Genomic DNA, 17,675 nt, shown 5'->3' on the forward strand with positions numbered 1-17,675 from the left:
AAGGAAGATTGAATATGTCTATGATAGAAGAAAAAATATCACCTATGCTGGCATCCAGTAGTGACCCTTTTGATAGCCCCGAATGGATATATGAAGTCAAATGGGATGGTTCAAGGACTATTGCTTTTATTTCAAATAAAACAAGACTTCAAGATAGAAGGCTTGTTGATATAACCCATCAGTTTCCAGATTTAGCATTACTTCATAAGCAAATAAAAGCAAAAGAAGCAATACTTGACGGTGAACTTGTAGTTTTAAAAAACGGCAAGCCCAGTTACAAAAGCATTATGTCGAGAAAGCATCAACAAAATTTAGTAAAAATAAATCTTTTAAGCAAAATAATGCCCGTAATTTTCATAACATGGGATATATTATATTTAAACGGCAAATCTCTTATAGAATTGCCACTTATAGAGAGAAAAGATATCCTTAGAAAAACAGTTAAAGAAAACGAGATCATAAAAATATCAGATTTTATATTTGAACATGGAAAAATGCTTTTTGAAGAGACAGGGAAAAAAGGACTTGAAGGAATTGTTGCCAAAAAAGCAGATTCAAAATATTTAATAGGAAAAAGGAGTAAACTCTGGCTTAAGTCAAAACATTTTATTGTAATAAATGCTGTTATTATAGGGTACAGAACTGACAAAACAGCCCTCATACTGGGGCTTTACGATGAGGAAAATAATTTAATAAACATAGGAAGTTGTGAATCAGGCCTATCCCAGAAGGAATTAAAAGCATTCTATGAAGTTGCCAAGGAGATAAAAGCCCCAGATAATTATTATAACTTTAAAGAAAAAAATGTGCAGTGGTTAAAACCCTTGCTAACATGTAAAGTGAGATTTATGGAATGGTCTGAAAACATGAAGATGAGGGCACCTTCTTTTATTCAATTTGAGTATAACGTAAAACCAGAAGAGTGCAGGTTTGAATAAACTCACTTCAAAAACTTAATATACACTCTTCTTCTCCTTGGACCATCAAACTCACATAAATAAATACCCTGCCAAGTTCCTAAAAGTGGCCTTCCATTTTCAATAATTAAAGTTACTGAACTTCCCATAAGAGACGCCTTGATGTGGGCATCAGAATTGCCTTCCATGTGTTTAAAACGCATATTAGGAATTATTTTTTCTAAGGCTGCCATTATATCTTCTCTTACAGTTGGATCTGCATTTTCGTTTATTGTAATTCCCGCTGTTGTATGGGGCACAAAGATAACACAAAGGCCATCAACAACGCCAGATTTTTTAATTTCTTGCATTACCATATCAGTAATATCCACCATAACTTCCCTTGTCGGTGTATTTATCTCCAAAACAACCATAACGACTCCTCCATTTTTTGTTTTCTGGATTTGCTTTTTATAATAGCAAATTGTTTAATGGCATGTCAACATGGATTATAAAAAAGTAAATCAAAAATGCAACATTTATTTCCATATCATCATAAATATACCTGCAATAATAAGTACACTTGCAACTAACGTTTTTGCGGTGAATTGCTCGTTTAGGATAAAAAAAGATAAAGTTAAAGTTAGGACGATGCTGGATTTATCAATAAGTGCAACCTTTGATACTTCACCTATAGATATTGCCTTATAATAAAATAACCAGGACAAACCTGTCGCCAGTCCAGAGAGAATCAAAAAGATCCAATTTTGTTTTGTCAAACTTTTAATTCCATACTGTCCCCCTGTTGTAAATACAATACCCCACGCTAAAAATATAATAACAGTTGTACGAATAGCTGTAGCCAAGTTAGAATCCACGCCTTTTATGCCAATTTTAGCAAGAATTGAAGTCAAAGCAGCAAACAAAGCTGATAATATTGCAAATAATTTCCACATAATAAACATCCCCTCAATGCAATTTTTACACTTAACTATTTTTACGTCTCACTTCAATTACTACTGCGTCTTAACCTTTTAACTTCATTATACTTGAGGAAGGAAAAAGTAGCAATATTAATAGTTGAAAAAAGTCGTTCCGTAGGAGAGGATTATGGATCAAGGAAAAAAGGGATAAGTGGCGTAAATCCCGAATTTTTCGAGGCTTTACCACTTATCCCTTTGTTATTCTATAAAGACTTAATCCTTAATCCTTTTCCCTTTCTCCTTCCCAAACGGAACCACTTTTTTCGCATGGGGAAAAGGTATAAATGAGAAGTACACAACTCTTCAGCCTTTTGACCTCCATTACTCTACAGTTACTGACTTTGCAAGATTACGCGGTTTATCTACGTCACATCCTTTTTCTACTGCCATATAATATGCTAAAAGTTGCAAAGGCACAACTGTCAATACTGGAGTAAGCTCTTTAAGCGTTTCAGGTATATATATTACTTTATCTACAACGCCCTCAAGCTGCAAATTACCCTGCTTTGCAAAGGCGACTAAAAAACCACCTCTTGCTTTTACTTCTTTTATATTACTAAGCATCTTTTCAAAAAGGTCATCTTGTGTTGCAAGAGCTATCACAAGTGTTCCCTCTTCTACAAGGGCCAAAGTACCGTGTTTTAATTCACCAGCCGGATAAGCCTCTGAATGAATATAGGATATTTCTTTGAGTTTTAAAGAACCCTCCATAGCAACAGCATAGTCCAGTCCTCTTCCAATGTAAAATACGTCTTTTGCATTATAGTGTTCAGAGGCAAATTTTTGTATTACATCTTTGTTGTCAAGTAAATACTGAACTTTTTCAGGAAGTTTCTTTAATTCTGTGCAAAGTTCCATAACCTTTGTTTTAGTTATTGTCCCTCTTTTTATTGCAAGGTCCATAGCTACAAGATAGAGAGCTATAAGTTGCGTAGTATAAGCTTTGGTGGAAGCAACAGCTATTTCAGGACCTGCCCATGTGTATAGTACATCATCTGCTTCTCTGGAGACAGAACTTCCAACGACGTTTGTAATGGCTATAACTCTTGACCCTTTTTTCTTAGCTTCTTTTAATGCAGCAATGGTATCTGCTGTTTCCCCCGACTGGCTTATTACAATTGTAAGAGTTCTTTCATTTACTAAGGGGTTTCTATATCTAAATTCTGAAGCGACATCTACTTCAACAGGTATTCTCGCAAGATTTTCTATGACGTATTTCCCAACAACACCCGCATGATAAGCTGTTCCACAAGCTACAATAAAGATTTTATCTATCTTTTCAAGGTCTTCTTTAGTAATTTTCACATCATCTAAAACTATTTCTGAATCATCAATTATTCTGCCTCTTAATGTATCTTTTATAGCACTTGGCTGCTCGTGAATTTCTTTTATCATGAAATGTTCATAACCGCCCTTTTCAGCCGCCTCTACATCCCATTTTACTTCAAAAAGCGATTTTTCTACTTGCCTTCCAAACATGTCTATAAACTCTACGCTGTCTTTTTTAATTATGGCAATCTCATGATCATCAAGAAAATATACACTTCTTGTATGTTTTAATATAGCTGGGATATCAGATGCAATAAAATTTTCACCATTGCCTATTCCAACTATAAGAGGTGCTTCTTTTCTTGCAGCTACAATCATATCGGGATTGTTTTTGCACAAAACGCCTAAGGCATAAGAACCTTCAATTCTGTCTAAAACTTTTTTCACAGCCTCTACTATATCGCCATTGTAATAATACTCCAGCAAATTTGCTACAACTTCTGTATCAGTCTCAGACTTAAAGGTATAACCTTCCTCTAACAGCCATTTCTTCAGTGGAAGATAGTTTTCAATTATGCCATTGTGGACTACTGCAATTAGCCCTGATTGGGATAAATGAGGATGGGAGTTTGTATCAGATGGTTCACCATGCGTAGCCCACCTTGTGTGTCCTATGCCTATTGTCCCTACCATATTATCTTTTTCAACAAGCTCTTTTAGGACGTTTAATCTTCCCTTCGCTTTCTTTATATTTATATTGCCATCATTTAAAATGGCAATTCCTGCCGAATCATAGCCTCGATACTCCAATTTTGTCAAACCTTCTAAAAGTATTGGCGTCGCCTGTTTATCGCCAATATATCCTACAATTCCACACATACTCGGTCTCCTCTCACTTTTGTAATAAATATTCATCCCTGCCCAGACTGCTTTATGCCACAGTCGCCTGTGGTTTTACCAGTCCTTTATCGGTCGCAGAAAACCGCAGGGCACCCGCCGATAACTCGATAAACCCTGTCCTCGTCAGCTTAAAGTATACACTTTAAGCCCAGGCGCTTTTTTAATTTTTAATCCTTACCTTCTTTTACTCTTCTTCAATAGGCATCCCCCCTTTCAAATAATACCTTTCGCACTTTTATTTAATTTAATTTTCTTTCTATTAATTCAGCAAGTTCTTTTGCCATTTGACTAATTTTATCATAATCTTTTCCTTCTACCATAACTCTCACAAGAGGCTCAGTACCCGAGGGTCTTATAAGTACTCGTCCTTCTCCTCTCATTTCCCTTTCTAAGTTTTCAATTTCCCTTTTTATTTCTTCATCCTCTAAATAAGCATGTTTTAACTCATTTTTTACTTTTGCGTTTATAAGAACTTGTGGGTAAGTAACCATGCAGGCAGCTAACTCTGACAATTTTTTGCCACTTTCTTTTAAAATAGAACAAAGTTTTAAAGCAGTAATTTCCCCATCTCCAGTAGTATTGTCATTAAGGAAAATAATATGGCCTGATTGTTCGCCACCAATAGAATATCCGCCTTTTATCATTTCTTCTAAAACATATCTGTCTCCTACTTTTGTCCTTATGAGATTAATCCCTTGCTCTTTAAGTGCAATCTCAAAGCCTATATTGCTCATAACTGTTGCCACAACTGTGTTATTTTTTAACCTACCTTTTTTCTTTAAATCTATAGCACATATTGCCATTATGTGGTCTCCATCAACAACATTTCCTTTTTCATCAACTGCAATAAGTCTATCAGCATCTCCGTCAAAGGCTAAACCTATGTCGGCCCCATTTTCTATGACGAGTTGTTGCAATTTTTCAGGATGAGTAGACCCACAATTGACATTTATCTTTTCCCCTATAGGCTCTGCTCCATGTAATATGACTTCCGCCCCTAGTTCTTTAAATAGAATTGGCGCTACTGTGCTGCTAGCTCCATAAGCACAATCAATTACAATTTTCATCCCTTTTAAATCCCCATCAATAGTAGACTTTAAGAACTCTATGTAATCTCTATGAGAATTTGTGTATTCTTTCCTGGTACCTATTTCCGTTCCAATAGGAGAAGGCAACTCAATTTTTTCTTTTATTATATTTTCTATTCTATCTTCTACTTCATCTGGCAATTTATACCCATTTTTATCAAAAAATTTTATCCCATTGTACTCTACGGGATTATGAGATGCCGATATCATAACTCCAGCATCTGCTTGATATAATCGGGTAAGGTAAGCTACCGCTGGTGTAGGAATTATCCCCACACTTATGACCTCCGCCCCTACAGAGGTAAGACCAGCAGCTAATGCGCATTCTAGCATGTCGCTAGAAATACGGCTGTCTTTTCCCACTACAATTTTGGGCCTATGACTTCCTTCCGTCAAAGCATATGCTCCTGCTCTTCCTAGTTCAAAAGCAAGTTGTGGAGTCAAGTCATAATTAGCTATACCTCTAACACCATCTGTACCAAACAACCTTGCCATTTTCTATCTCCTCTCAATAAATCATACGATAATATTTTATCACAGTGAAAACCATATTTCAATTTACACTATTCCTCCAACATTGTTAATATATTTTGCATAACTTTGTCTCTCAATTCAACAATTTCCATCTTTATATCAATATTCAGATTTGGGTAAATTGGTTCCCCTATTTTTAGTTCAATTTTTCCCCTAAATTTGGGAAAATATTTGCCAAAAGGTAGTATTTCTCTTGTGCCTTTTATAGCCACTGGCACAATGGGCTTTCCCGATTTATATGCTATATACATAGCCCCTTCATACATTTTTTCTACTTTGCCAGTTGGCGATATCCTACCTTCTGGAAATAATCCTATTGTGTGTCCTTCTTCTAACCTAGATAATGCTTGTTTTATGGCATTTAAATCAGGCGAATTTTTCTTTATGGGAATTGCTTTATCAATTTTTAAAAAATATTTTAAAAAACGCCTTTTATAAAGTTCAGAACTTGCTAAAAATATAACGGGTCTTTTTACAGAACAGGCTACCACAACTGGGTCTAGCAAACTTTGATGGTTTGCAACAAAAATACAAGCTCCCTCAGGCAAATTTTTCTCATATTTTACTTCAAAGGAATAGAATATCTTAAGAATCAATTTAGCAATAAGCCGTAAAATTCTATATAACAAAAAAATAATACCTCCCTTCCTCTAATGACAAATTCAATAAAGTCAGCGCTATAAGATATATTCGCCACAATCTTTAACAATCCTTCTTTTAATAAAAAATGGAGGAAATTATCTCCCCCTCTTAGATTACCTCCAGCCCTTTTCTAAAGGCATTTGTATTTAATTCAACAAATTTTTGTGGCACGTTATTTTTTATTACCTCTTCCCAATCAATGCCTTGTAGTCCTAAATATTTAACAAGTACTCCTAAAAGAACTATATTTTGAGCCTTTATATTTCCAAGGCTCTCTGCTATTTTATCTGCATCTACTGCAATTGTCTTTACGCTTTTTGATATTTCCTCAATTAAGTTCTTGGGATACTCTTCTTTGCTTATGAGCACAGAAAGTGGAGGTATTTCTACCGTATTTACAATGACAACGCCGTCTTTTTTAAGATAATTTAACCATCGCACAGCTTCCATTTTTTCAAAGGCTACGATAACATCAGCAGCCCCAACTTCAATGACTGGAGAATAAACTTTTTCTCCAAACCTTATTTGAGTATTGACACTTCCTCCTCTTTGAGACATGCCGTGGACTTCTGACATTTTTACATCATAACCACTTTTTAATAGTCCTTCCGCCAAAACATTACTGGCTAGAATAGTGCCTTGCCCTCCTACCCCTACCATTAATATGCTTTTCACTTCTTGCACTTTATTTCACCTCACCTTTTCTATAGCATCGAAAGGACATACCTGCATACAAACTGTACATCCGGTACACTGGTCAGGGTCTATGCTAAATATTCCATCTTTTTTGCTTATAGCAGGACAACCTATCCTTAGACACAAACCGCATTTTTTGCATTTATCTTGGTCTATTCTACACTCTCCCTGAGGTCTCGGAGGAATCAAAGCACAAGGTCCCTTTGCTACAATTACCATTGTATCGTCAGTATTCATAGCTTCATCAACAGCATTTTCAACTTCTTTTAAGTTAAAAGGATCAACCACTCTTACTCTTTTTACTCCTATTGCTTCACTTAATTTCGCTATATCTATTTCTGGAGCCTCTTCTCCCATCAAAGTTTTCCCAGTTCCAGGATTGTGCTGATGCCCCGTCATAGCTGTTATGCGGTTGTCAAGAATTATAGGTACAGCATTTCCTTTATTGTAGACTATATCAATCAAACCTGTTATTCCTGAATGGAAGAAAGTTGAGTCACCTATTACACTAAAAATCTTTTGTTTCCTTCCTTTGTGTTCATTGGCCTTTTGGAATCCGTGAGATCCAGAAATACTTGCTCCCATGCAAACACAGGTATCTATAGCTTCCAGTGGAGGAGCTGCCCCTAAAGTATAACATCCAATGTCGCCTAAGACTGGAACTCTCTTTTTTTTCAATACGTAGAAAACTCCCCTGTGAGGACATCCTGCACAAAGCATAGGAGGTCTACCTGGCACTTTTGTATCAACTGATATATGCTCTAATTCTTCACCCTTTATAGCTTTTCTTATTATACCAGGATTTAATTCCCCTACTATCGGCAATATCTCTTTGCCTATGACTTTTATTCCTAAGCTTTTTACATATTCTTCGATGTAAGGTTCCAATTCCTCTACAACGTATAGTTTTTTAACTCCTTCTGCGAATTTTTTTATAAGCTCTGATGGCAAAGGATAAGTCATTCCTAATTTTAAGATTGAAACTTCATCTCCAAAAACTTCTTTTACATAAAGATAGCTTATACCACTGGTAATTATGCCAATTTCTCTATCATTCCATTCTATTCTGTTAATAGAAATTTCTTCTGACAATTGTCTTAAAGCCTTTAACCTTTCTTCTACAACTACATGCCTTTTTTGTGCATTAGCAGGCACCATTACATATTTAGGAATATCTTTTTTATAGGGTTTCATCTCTACATTTTGTCTTTCACCTAATTCTACTACTCCTTTGCCATGACTTACCCTTGTTGTAAGCCTTAACAAAACAGGAGTATCGTACTTTTCACTTATGTCCAATGCGTATCCTACAAAATCTTTACATTCTTGACTATCTGAAGGTTCTAACATGGGTATTTTGGCAAATTTTGCATAATACCTATTGTCCTGTTCATTTTGAGAGGAATGCATTCCAGGGTCATCTGCCGTTACAATTACACACCCCCCATTAACACCTGTATATGCAAAAGTGAAAAGTGGGTCTGCTGCCACATTAAGGCCAACATGTTTCATAGCAGCAAGACTTCTAGCTCCAGCGATAGAAGCACCAATTGCTGCTTCAACAGCAACTTTTTCATTTGGAGCCCATTCCGAATATATTTCTTTGTACTTAGCTATATTCTCTATTATCTCTGTGCTTGGTGTACCAGGGTATGCAGCAGCAAAAGTGATGCCGTACTCATAAGCACCTCTTGCTACTGCTTCATCTCCCATCATTATTTTTTTCATTCATTTTCCCCCCATTTAATTTATCGTTATCAAAAAGATACTACACAGGCAAAAGCTATAGAATTAAACTTATCTTCGTGGGAATCAGCTCTTGAAACTAGAACAATTGGCGCTTTTGCTCCTACCACAATTCCCGCACTTCTTGCCTTTGCAAAATAAGTAAAGCTTTTACCTAAAGCATTTCCTACCTCTATAAATGGCACCAACAAAATATCGGCATCTCCTGCAACCTCACTTTTTACTCCTTTGTGAATTGCCGCCTCTTTGCTTATGGCAAGGTCAAAAGCTAAAGGACCATCTACTATTCCTTCTATCTCACCTCTTTGGTTCATTTCCTTTAATTTAGCGGCTTCAACAGTGGAAGGCATTTTAGGGTTTACCACTTCTACCGCCGACAAACACGCTACTTTAGGATTTTCTATTTCTATAGCTTTTGCCACTTTAATAGCATTTTTTAAAATTTGCACTTTTTCTTCTAAAGTAGGACTAATATTCATTCCTCCATCAGTCAAAAGCAATAACTTGTGATAGTTGGGAATTTCATAAACCATTACATGACTGAGTAGTCCTTCTCCTCTAATTCCGTATTCGCCGTCAAGTACAGCTTTTAAAAGAGTAGCCGTAGGAACAAGGCCTTTCATGACAAAAGAAGCCCTACCTTCTCTAACTTCTAAAACTGCCCTTTTGCATTTTTCCGACTCTTCTTTTTCATCAATTATTTCATATTGCTTAATATCAATGCCTATATCTTTTGCAATAGTTTCTATTTTTTCTTTAATACCTACCAATATAGGATTTCCTATCCCTTCTTTTCTTGCAGATTCGCATGCTAACAATACTTCACAGTCTTCTGCCCCTGCCACAGTAAATATTTTATTGAATCCTTTTGCTTTCTTTACAATTTCACTTAATTTTTTCAAGTTTACACCTCCTACAGAAAAAATAACCTCCGAAGAGGTTATTTCAGACTGTAGACAAACTTTCGTAAAGGAGATATTTTGCATAAGGAGCGACTTGTTACAAAGCGGTAACAAAACTTAGCAAGACCGAGGGTGGAGGCAGGGCCGAAGCCATGGATGGCGAAGGCGGGCACCTGAGGCAAGGAGGCCGATTGTGCCCGGTACCCTGCCGAAGCCCGAAGGTCGAGCTTTAGTTTTGTCGCTTTGGAACATCGGAGCGACGATGCAAAATATCTCCTTTGAATATTTTTTAACTTTGTCAACAAACTGAAATAACCTCCGAAGAGGTTATTTTTTAGTTGTAATGAGACTTTTTACTAATTCTGCTCCCCTATTTAACGCTTTTTCATTTATAGGCATCAAATGCTCTTTACCTTTGCCAAAGACCTCAGGCAGAGCTTTTAGTACTGTTTCCATTTTTACAACTTTAGTGGCTTCTATGAAAGCTCCTAGCATCACCATGTTAGCAATTTTTAAATTACCCAATTCATTAGCAATATCATTGGCAGGTATCTCATACACTTCTATATCTTTTCTCTCTGCTTTTCTATCTACTAATGAAGTATTTATGAATAATTTTCCACCTGGTATCACATAAGATTCATATTTGTCTAAAGAAGGCCTATTCATTACAACTACAGAGGTAGCCTCTGTAATAATTGGAGAGCCTACTTCCTCATCTGATACAGTGACATTACAATAGGCAGTTCCTCCTCTCATTTCAGGACCATAAGAAGGAGTCCAAGACACATTTTTCCCTTCAAACATTCCCGCATAGGTAATTATAAGCCCCATTGATAAAACTCCTTGACCACCAAAGCCTGCAAAAATTATTCTTTCTTCCATAATTACTTAACCTCCTCTAAGGTGTTTTTATACACACCCAAAGGGTAATACGGTTCCATGTGCTCTTTTATCCAATTTAATGCCTCTACCGGTGTCATACCCCAGTTAGTAGGACAACTAGAGAGCACTTCTATCATAGAAAACCCCTTTTTTTGTATTTGAGCTAAAAATGCATTTTTTATGGCTTTTTTAGCCTGCATTACATGTTTTACATCGTAAACAGATACTCTTTCAATATATGCTGTACCCTCAAGGGTTGCTAGCATTTCACTCACTCTAATGGGATAACCATTTATTTCTGGCTTTCTTCCGTAAGGAGTAGTAGTTGTTTCCTGACCAATTAATGTAGTAGGAGCCATTTGTCCTCCTGTCATTCCATAGTTAGCATTGTTGACAAAAATAACTGTTATATTTTCTCCCCTTGCAGCCGCATGAACAATCTCTGCTGTTCCAATAGCTGCTAAGTCTCCATCTCCTTGATAAGTAAACACAATTTTATCAGGATGAACTCTCTTAATACCTGTAGCAACTGCTGGAGCCCTCCCATGAGCTGCCTCTTGCATATCACAATTAAAATAGTCATATGCAAATACAGCACATCCTACAGGAGCAACACCTATTGCCTTATCTAAAACATCTAACTCTTCCATAATTTCAGCTACTAACCTGTGGATTATACCATGAGTACAGCCTGGACAATAATGAAAAGGCGTATCTGTCAATCCCTTTGTTTTTTGAAATACAACAGCCATTATTTCACACCTCCTGCAATTTTCCTAATTTGTTCTAGCATCACAGATGGTTCTGGTATCATACCACCTGGCCTTCCGTAGAAATAGACCGGCTTTTTGAATTGTACTGCAAGTTTTACATCTTCTACCATTTGTCCCATGCTCATTTCTACAGTCAAATAAGCTTTTGCGGTATCAACTGTCTTTTCGAAAGGCTCTTTCGGGAAAGGCCACAAGGAAATAGGTCTTATTAATCCTACTTTATACCCTTCTCTTCTTGCAATATTCATCACATTCTTTGCTACGCGGGCAATAGTACCATAAGCAACTAAAATAACATCCGCATCTTCGCAATTTATCATTTCATATCTCACTTCATTCTTTTCAGCCTTTGCATATTTTTCAAATAATTGATAATTATATTTCTCTAATACAGGTGGATCGATATATAAAGAATTGATTATGTTTCTATGCTCTCTATTTCCTCTTCCTGTAGTAGCCCATGTTTTTTCTGGAATATCTCTCTTTCTTTTTTGAATATTTTCAAAATCTACAGGTTCCATCATCTGACCTAACATCCCATCTCCCAATATAACAACAGGGTTCCTATATTCATCTGCAATATCAAAAGCTTCTTGGACTAAATCTGCCATTTCTTGGATTGTAGAAGGAGCAAGGACAATCAATCTATAATCTCCATGGCCTCCTCCTTTTGTAGATTGAAAGTAATCTCCTTGAGCTCCTTGAATATCTCCTAACCCTGGGCCACCCCTCATTATATTCACAATTACACAAGGTACTTGAGCACCTGCAAGATATGAGATACCTTCTTGCATAAGACTCAAACCAGGGCTGCTGGTGGAAGTCATAACACGAGCTCCTGCTCCACCTGCTCCATATACCATATTTATAGCAGAAACTTCACTTTCTGCTTGTAAAAATACGCCACCTACCTCTGGCATTCTCTTTGCCATGTAAGCTGTAACCTCATTTTGAGGTGTTATAGGATAACCAAAGTAATGTCTACACCCAGCTTGAATAGCTGCTTCCGCTAACGCCTCATTACCTTTCATTAATACCTTAGCCATCTTACTCCCCTCCATTTATTTTATAACTGTTATAACAGTATCAGGACACATCATAGCGCAAAATGCACAACCTATACATTTGTTCATATTTTCCGGTTTAACAGTGGCAGGATGATATCCCTTCACATTTATTTTGCTCATGTCCATTTCAATAATTTTCTTGGGACAAGCATTTACACACAATTCACAACCTTTACATAAATCTTCATTAAAAATAACTTTTGCCACATAAATTCCTCCTCTCACATTTTATCCCATGGAGTTTTCATATAAAGGTCAATTGGAAATATCGGATATCCTAAGTCAGGAACTTTGTTGAGCAATTCTCTTTTTACAGTCACCATCTTAATAGGTATCCCTGTAATTTTTGAGACTTCCTCCACCACTTTTTGACCTTTTAAAATATCCTCTACTGTTGTTTCATAAGATAAATGAGTATTGTTTACCAAATGAGTTACTTTAATTTTAGCTGCTTCTTCAATCGATTTAAGATATTCAATGACCGATTCTACATCTTTTGTAAGTGGCCTGTTTACATTAACTACAAATAATACTTCTGCATCTTGATCCTTTATTATATGCCGATACTGACCTAATGGAGTTGCTCCTACATCGTCTCCCCCAACATCGAAGACTGCATATTTATCCTTGCTGTATAATGCCCCATAGATGTTGCGGGAAATAGCAGGCACATCTGCATTCATATATTTCTCTTCTACTCCTGCTACTCGTATTCCCCACTTATCAAAAAGTTCTTTTCTCACTTCCCTCGACCTAAAATATGGATTTACAATATCTAAATCGACTATTTCTACCTCTTTTCCTGATTCTCTTATAAACTTAGCATAATTTATTGCAACCTCGGTCTTACCTGTACCGTAATGCCCTACTACAATTGTCAACCTTTTGAAATCCATTATCCATCATCCTTTTAACTATACATTTTAGCTTTTTCTTCACCGCTAAGTACCCGATATGCCCCCTGCGCCAAAGCTAACATTTCATCCTCACCTGGATATACATAAACAGGAGCTATAAATTTTACCCTTTCACTTATCCTTTTTACAAAATCCTCGTTATACGCAATTCCACCTGTAATTCCTACTGCATCTACATGGCCTTTTAAAACCACTGCCATCGCTCCAATTTCCTTAGCTGTCTGATAGGCCATAGCTTCTAAGACCAATTCTGCTTTTTTATCTCCTTCTTCAATTTTTTTATAAACTTCTCTTACATCGTTAGTGCCTAAATGTGCCACTATTCCCCCTTGTCCTATTAACTTCTTTTTCATCTCCTGATAGGTGTATTTACCACTATAACATAACTTTACTAAGTCAAGTACAGGAAGGCCTCCTGCCCTTTCTGGAGAAAAAGGCCCTTCTCCATTTAGAGCATCATTTACATCTACTACCCTGCCGTGTTTATGAGCCCCAACAGATATACCACCACCTAAATGAGCAATAATTAAATTTACTTCTTCGTACTTTTTGTGTAAGTCAGCAGCTAAACGGCGAGCAATTGCTTTTTGATTTAACGCATGGAATATACTAGATTTTTCAATCTCAGGCATCCCTGTTATTCTCGCTACATCCTCTAACTCATCCACTACTACAGGGTCTACTATATAAGCTGGAATATTGTGTTCTTTAGCTAAAGTATAAGCAATTATACCCCCTAAATTGGAAGCATGTTCTCCTCTTTCAGCCTTCTTTAAATCCTCTATCATTTTTTCATTTACAATATAAGTTCCACTTTCTATTGGCTTTAAAAGTCCGCCTCTCCCTACTATTGCATCAATTTCTGAAAGAGAAATGCCTTTTTCTTTTAACATATTTAAAATCGCCTGAGTTCTAAATTCAAACTGGTCAATAATACTTTTATACTTACTAAGCTCTTCAGTATTGTGCCTTAAAGTTTCAGTAAAAAGGGGCACTGTGTCCTTAAACACAGCAACTTTTGTAGATGTAGAGCCGGGATTTATCACAAGAATTAAAGGCAAAACAATCCCCTCCGTGCTATCAATTTATATTATATTACACTTCCTTTTTCTATCAAAATTTTTAAGGAAAGGGCAAACAAAAAACCGCCCACCCTTATTTGACAATATAATTGTCTTTTACAGCAGCAATGGTCTTTATCCTCTCTTCTGCCACTCTATCTGCTGCTGCATATGTCGGTATGTTCTCTTCTTTAGATTTCTGTATAACCTTTTTCACTGTATCAAATATCATAGAAACTTTTCTCATAGCCCTATCTCTGTTATAGCCAGAAGGATTGAGCTCATCAGCTACATTTATAACCCCACCAGCATTTATAATGTAATCAGGCACATAGAGTATACCTTTCTCTTGCAATATATCCCCATGCCTCTCTTCTTTTAACTGGTTATTAGCTGAACCTGCTACTATCTTACACTTAAGTTGCGGTATCGTTTCATCGTTTATTATCGCTCCCAAAGCACAAGGCGCAAATATATCGCATTCTACCCCATAAATCTCATCCGGTTTCACATATTCAGCTTTAAATTCCTCTACTGCCCTCTTTACATTGTCTTCAAATATGTCTGTCACAATTAGCTTTGCCCCTGCTTCATATAAGTGTTTCGCTAAATTGTAGCCTACATTTCCTACACCTTGTATTGCAACTACTTTTCCTCTTAAATCTAAAGTTCCAAAAATCTCTTCAGCAGCTGCTTGCATACCCCTATAGACTCCATAAGCTGTAAAAGGAGACGGGTCTCCACTGGTTTCTGCTAACCCTGCTACATATTTCGTCTCATAGCGTATATATTCCATATCTTTTAAGTTAGTTCCAACATCTTCTGCTGTTATATATCTTCCTTTTAGAGACTCTATATATCTTCCCAAGCTTCTAAATAGTGCTTCAGATTTATCTGTTCGAGGGTTTCCTATTACAACTGTTTTACCTCCACCTAAGTTTAGGCCCGCAGCAGCATTTTTGTATGTCATTCCCCTTGCAAGCCTTAATGCATCATTTATTGCATCCTCTTCTGAGTCATAAGTCCACATCCTACATCCGCCTAAAGCAGGACCTAAAGTCGTGTCATGAATTGCAATTATCGCCTTAAGACCTGAAGTCTTGTCATGGCATAAAATCACATTTTCATAATCTTTAGTTTCCATTATTTCAAATATTTTCATAAAATATCTCCTCCTATTTAATAATCAACTTTAATAATCAAACATTAGAAGCAAGAGATGCCAACATTATAGAATTAAATTTAGCTTCACTGGAGTCTGCCCTTGAAGTCAAGACAATCGGCCTTTTTGCCCCCATTATTATTCCTGCTATCCTTCTTTCTGCTATATAGGTTATAGCTTTATACAGCATATTACCAGCTTCAATATCTGGAACTAAAAGAATGTCAGCATTACCTGCAACAGGGCTTATTATCCCTTTATGCCGCGCTGCTTCTACTGATAAAGCATTATCAAGAGCCAACGGCCCATCTATTATAGCCCCTTTGATTTGACCTCTTTCACTCATTTTTGAAAGTATTGCTGCATCTAATGTGGCTTGCATATCAGGATTAACTGTTTCAACAGCTCCTAAAACTGCAACCCTTGGAGCATCAATTCCAATTTGCCTTGCAACGTCTACTGCATTTAAAATTATGTCTATTTTCACTTTCAAATCAGGGGCAATATTCATTGCTGCATCTGTCAAAAGGATAAGCCTGTTATAAGGAGATTCAAAAACAGCCACATGACTTAAAGTTCTTCCAGTGCGAAGACCAATTTCCTTATCTAAAACAACCCTTAATATCTCTGCCGTCTGTACAAGGCCTTTCATCAATATATCAGCTTTGCCTTCGCTCACAAACTTTACAGCTTCGCGACAAGCTTCTAAGTTACTTTTTGTGTCTATTATTTCGTGATCCTTTAAAGGCATTGATATTGAAGAAGCTATCCTTTCTATTTTTTCTTTATCACCAACTAATATTGCTTTTACTATTCCTCTTTCATGAGCTTCTTTAATCGCTTCTAATACATCTTCATCTGCCGCTTGAGCTACTGCTATAGTTTTGGGAGGCAAGTCTTTTACGTAATTATACATTTCTTCAAATGTTCTCATATCATACACCTCATCAGCTATAAATCTTGGGCTTTTCAATATTTCTTAAAACTCTTAATGCACCATCTCTTAAAGCTTCCATTTCATCTCCCCCTGGATAAAGAGTTATAGGTGCAATAAAGCTCGTCATATCAATGATTATCTCTATTAGTCGTTTAGAATAAGCAAGTCCACCAGTTAAAATTATTGATTTCACATCCCCCTTTAATACTGCCGCCATTCTGCCAATTTCCTTTGCAATTTGATAAGCCATAGCTTCAAAAACTAATTTAGCTTTTTTATCACCATTTTGTATTCGCTTTTCTACTTCTCTCGCATCATTTGTCTCAAGATGTGCTACCATCCCACCCATACCTACAATTTTTTTCTTCATCTCATCAAAACTGTATTTACCAGAATAACAAAGGTCAACAACTTTCATCGATGGCAGGCTTCCTGTCCTCTCAGGAGAAAAGGGCCCCATTTGATTTGCATTGTTTACATCTACAATTTTTCCTCCTTTAATTGCTGCTACAGAAATGCCTCCCCCCATATGAGCCACAACAAGATCCAATTCCTCTTCTTTAACACCATTTTCCATTGCATATCGATGAACACACGCTTTTATGTTTAAAGCATGAGATTGACTTTTTCTTGGAAGCTCAGGAAGGCCAGAAATTCTTGCAACATCTTCCATTTCATCAACAGCTACAGGATCTAATGTATAAACAGGAATATTATGCTTATCTCCTATAGCTCTTCCAATTAGTCCACCGAGATTTGAAGCATGTTCACCTCCAACTCCCCTTTTCAAATCCTCAAGCATAATATCGTTTACAAAATAAGTACCACTTTGAACGGGTTTAATAAGTCCTCCTCTTACCACAATTGCAGATATTTCTTTCAAGTTTATGTTGTTTTGCTCTATCCAATCATTTATAGCATTTAACCTTAAATCAAATTGCTCAATGATACTCTTATATCTTTTAAGCGCTTCAATGTCGTGGACAATCTCCGTTTTTACAATTTCTTTTTCCTCTTCATACAATGCCACTTTAGTAGAAGTAGAACCCGGATTAATAACTAAAACTTTCAACAGGTTCACCTGCCCTTCTTAATACATAATATGAAGTTCTATTACAATTTTTGAGTGTTATTAAAAATTTTTTAACCTTACAATATTTTAATTCTACATATTTGTCAAAAATCCTTCTCTTAAATTAAAATTTTTTTATAAAGAC

Annotated in this window: 18 protein-coding genes; 1 reads left to right on the top strand and 17 read right to left on the bottom strand. The window is 36.4% G+C overall.

Annotated elements, in window-relative coordinates:
- The first annotated feature begins 14 nt into the window (after positions 1-14).
- Entirely contained in the window at positions 15-938 is a 924-nt protein-coding gene (ligD, locus tag THESIDRAFT1_RS03300) for a non-homologous end-joining DNA ligase (RefSeq protein ID WP_006569549.1), read from the top strand.
- A gap of 2 nt (positions 939-940) precedes the next feature.
- Here ligD and THESIDRAFT1_RS03305 read toward each other — a convergent pair whose 3' ends face one another.
- From THESIDRAFT1_RS03305 to buk (THESIDRAFT1_RS03385), 17 genes are all read right to left on the bottom strand, one after another.
- Positions 941-1,330, bottom strand: a complete 390-nt coding sequence (locus tag THESIDRAFT1_RS03305; RefSeq protein WP_003870036.1) for a secondary thiamine-phosphate synthase enzyme YjbQ — start codon at positions 1,328-1,330, stop codon at positions 941-943.
- Positions 1,331-1,435: 105 nt separating this feature from the next.
- A complete protein-coding gene (locus THESIDRAFT1_RS03310; RefSeq protein WP_006569550.1) occupies positions 1,436-1,852 on the bottom strand; it encodes an EamA family transporter in 417 nt (138 codons plus the stop codon).
- 348 nt (positions 1,853-2,200) lie between these two features.
- Complete coding sequence (gene glmS / locus THESIDRAFT1_RS03315; protein WP_003870038.1) at positions 2,201-4,027, bottom strand: glutamine--fructose-6-phosphate transaminase (isomerizing); 1,827 nt, start codon at positions 4,025-4,027, stop codon at positions 2,201-2,203.
- A 260-nt stretch (positions 4,028-4,287) separates the two neighbouring features.
- Positions 4,288-5,631, bottom strand: coding sequence for a phosphoglucosamine mutase (gene glmM, locus THESIDRAFT1_RS03320; protein WP_006569551.1), 1,344 nt, complete (start codon positions 5,629-5,631; stop codon positions 4,288-4,290).
- A 68-nt stretch (positions 5,632-5,699) separates the two neighbouring features.
- Complete coding sequence (locus THESIDRAFT1_RS03325; protein WP_006569552.1) at positions 5,700-6,299, bottom strand: lysophospholipid acyltransferase family protein; 600 nt, start codon at positions 6,297-6,299, stop codon at positions 5,700-5,702.
- Positions 6,300-6,420: 121 nt separating this feature from the next.
- Complete coding sequence (locus THESIDRAFT1_RS03330) at positions 6,421-6,996, bottom strand: indolepyruvate oxidoreductase subunit beta (protein ID WP_003870041.1); 576 nt, start codon at positions 6,994-6,996, stop codon at positions 6,421-6,423.
- 6 nt (positions 6,997-7,002) lie between these two features.
- The gene (gene iorA / locus THESIDRAFT1_RS03335) at positions 7,003-8,736 is read right to left on the bottom strand and encodes an indolepyruvate ferredoxin oxidoreductase subunit alpha (protein ID WP_006569553.1); all 1,734 of its coding nucleotides are present in this window, start codon (positions 8,734-8,736) and stop codon (positions 7,003-7,005) included.
- 29 nt (positions 8,737-8,765) lie between these two features.
- Positions 8,766-9,656, bottom strand: a complete 891-nt coding sequence (locus tag THESIDRAFT1_RS03340; protein WP_006569554.1) for a bifunctional enoyl-CoA hydratase/phosphate acetyltransferase — start codon at positions 9,654-9,656, stop codon at positions 8,766-8,768.
- Positions 9,657-9,983: 327 nt separating this feature from the next.
- The gene (locus THESIDRAFT1_RS03345; protein WP_003870044.1) at positions 9,984-10,541 is read right to left on the bottom strand and encodes a 2-oxoacid:acceptor oxidoreductase family protein; all 558 of its coding nucleotides are present in this window, start codon (positions 10,539-10,541) and stop codon (positions 9,984-9,986) included.
- A gap of 2 nt (positions 10,542-10,543) precedes the next feature.
- The gene (locus tag THESIDRAFT1_RS03350) at positions 10,544-11,293 is read right to left on the bottom strand and encodes a thiamine pyrophosphate-dependent enzyme (protein ID WP_003870045.1); all 750 of its coding nucleotides are present in this window, start codon (positions 11,291-11,293) and stop codon (positions 10,544-10,546) included.
- Entirely contained in the window at positions 11,293-12,360 is a 1,068-nt protein-coding gene (locus THESIDRAFT1_RS03355) for a 3-methyl-2-oxobutanoate dehydrogenase subunit VorB (protein ID WP_003870046.1), read from the bottom strand. The genes THESIDRAFT1_RS03350 and THESIDRAFT1_RS03355 overlap by 1 nt, the downstream gene beginning before the upstream one ends.
- Before the next feature lie 15 nt (positions 12,361-12,375).
- Positions 12,376-12,588, bottom strand: coding sequence for a 4Fe-4S binding protein (locus THESIDRAFT1_RS03360; RefSeq protein ID WP_003870047.1), 213 nt, complete (start codon positions 12,586-12,588; stop codon positions 12,376-12,378).
- A gap of 14 nt (positions 12,589-12,602) precedes the next feature.
- On the bottom strand, positions 12,603-13,277 hold the full coding sequence (locus THESIDRAFT1_RS03365) for a hypothetical protein (protein WP_006569555.1): 675 nt from the start codon (positions 13,275-13,277) through the stop codon (positions 12,603-12,605).
- Positions 13,278-13,291: 14 nt separating this feature from the next.
- Positions 13,292-14,365: a butyrate kinase gene (gene buk / locus THESIDRAFT1_RS03370; RefSeq protein WP_208638277.1), complete on the bottom strand. Its 1,074-nt coding sequence runs from the start codon at positions 14,363-14,365 to the stop codon at positions 13,292-13,294.
- Positions 14,366-14,453: 88 nt separating this feature from the next.
- Positions 14,454-15,521, bottom strand: coding sequence for a Glu/Leu/Phe/Val family dehydrogenase (locus THESIDRAFT1_RS03375; protein ID WP_003870050.1), 1,068 nt, complete (start codon positions 15,519-15,521; stop codon positions 14,454-14,456).
- 37 nt (positions 15,522-15,558) lie between these two features.
- Entirely contained in the window at positions 15,559-16,455 is an 897-nt protein-coding gene (gene ptb, locus THESIDRAFT1_RS03380; RefSeq protein ID WP_003870051.1) for a phosphate butyryltransferase, read from the bottom strand.
- 13 nt (positions 16,456-16,468) lie between these two features.
- Entirely contained in the window at positions 16,469-17,533 is a 1,065-nt protein-coding gene (gene buk, locus THESIDRAFT1_RS03385) for a butyrate kinase (RefSeq protein ID WP_208638278.1), read from the bottom strand.
- Positions 17,534-17,675: the final 142 nt, after the last annotated feature.

This window comes from Thermoanaerobacter siderophilus SR4 (assembly GCF_000262445.1).
Classification (GTDB): domain Bacteria; phylum Bacillota; class Thermoanaerobacteria; order Thermoanaerobacterales; family Thermoanaerobacteraceae; genus Thermoanaerobacter; species Thermoanaerobacter ethanolicus.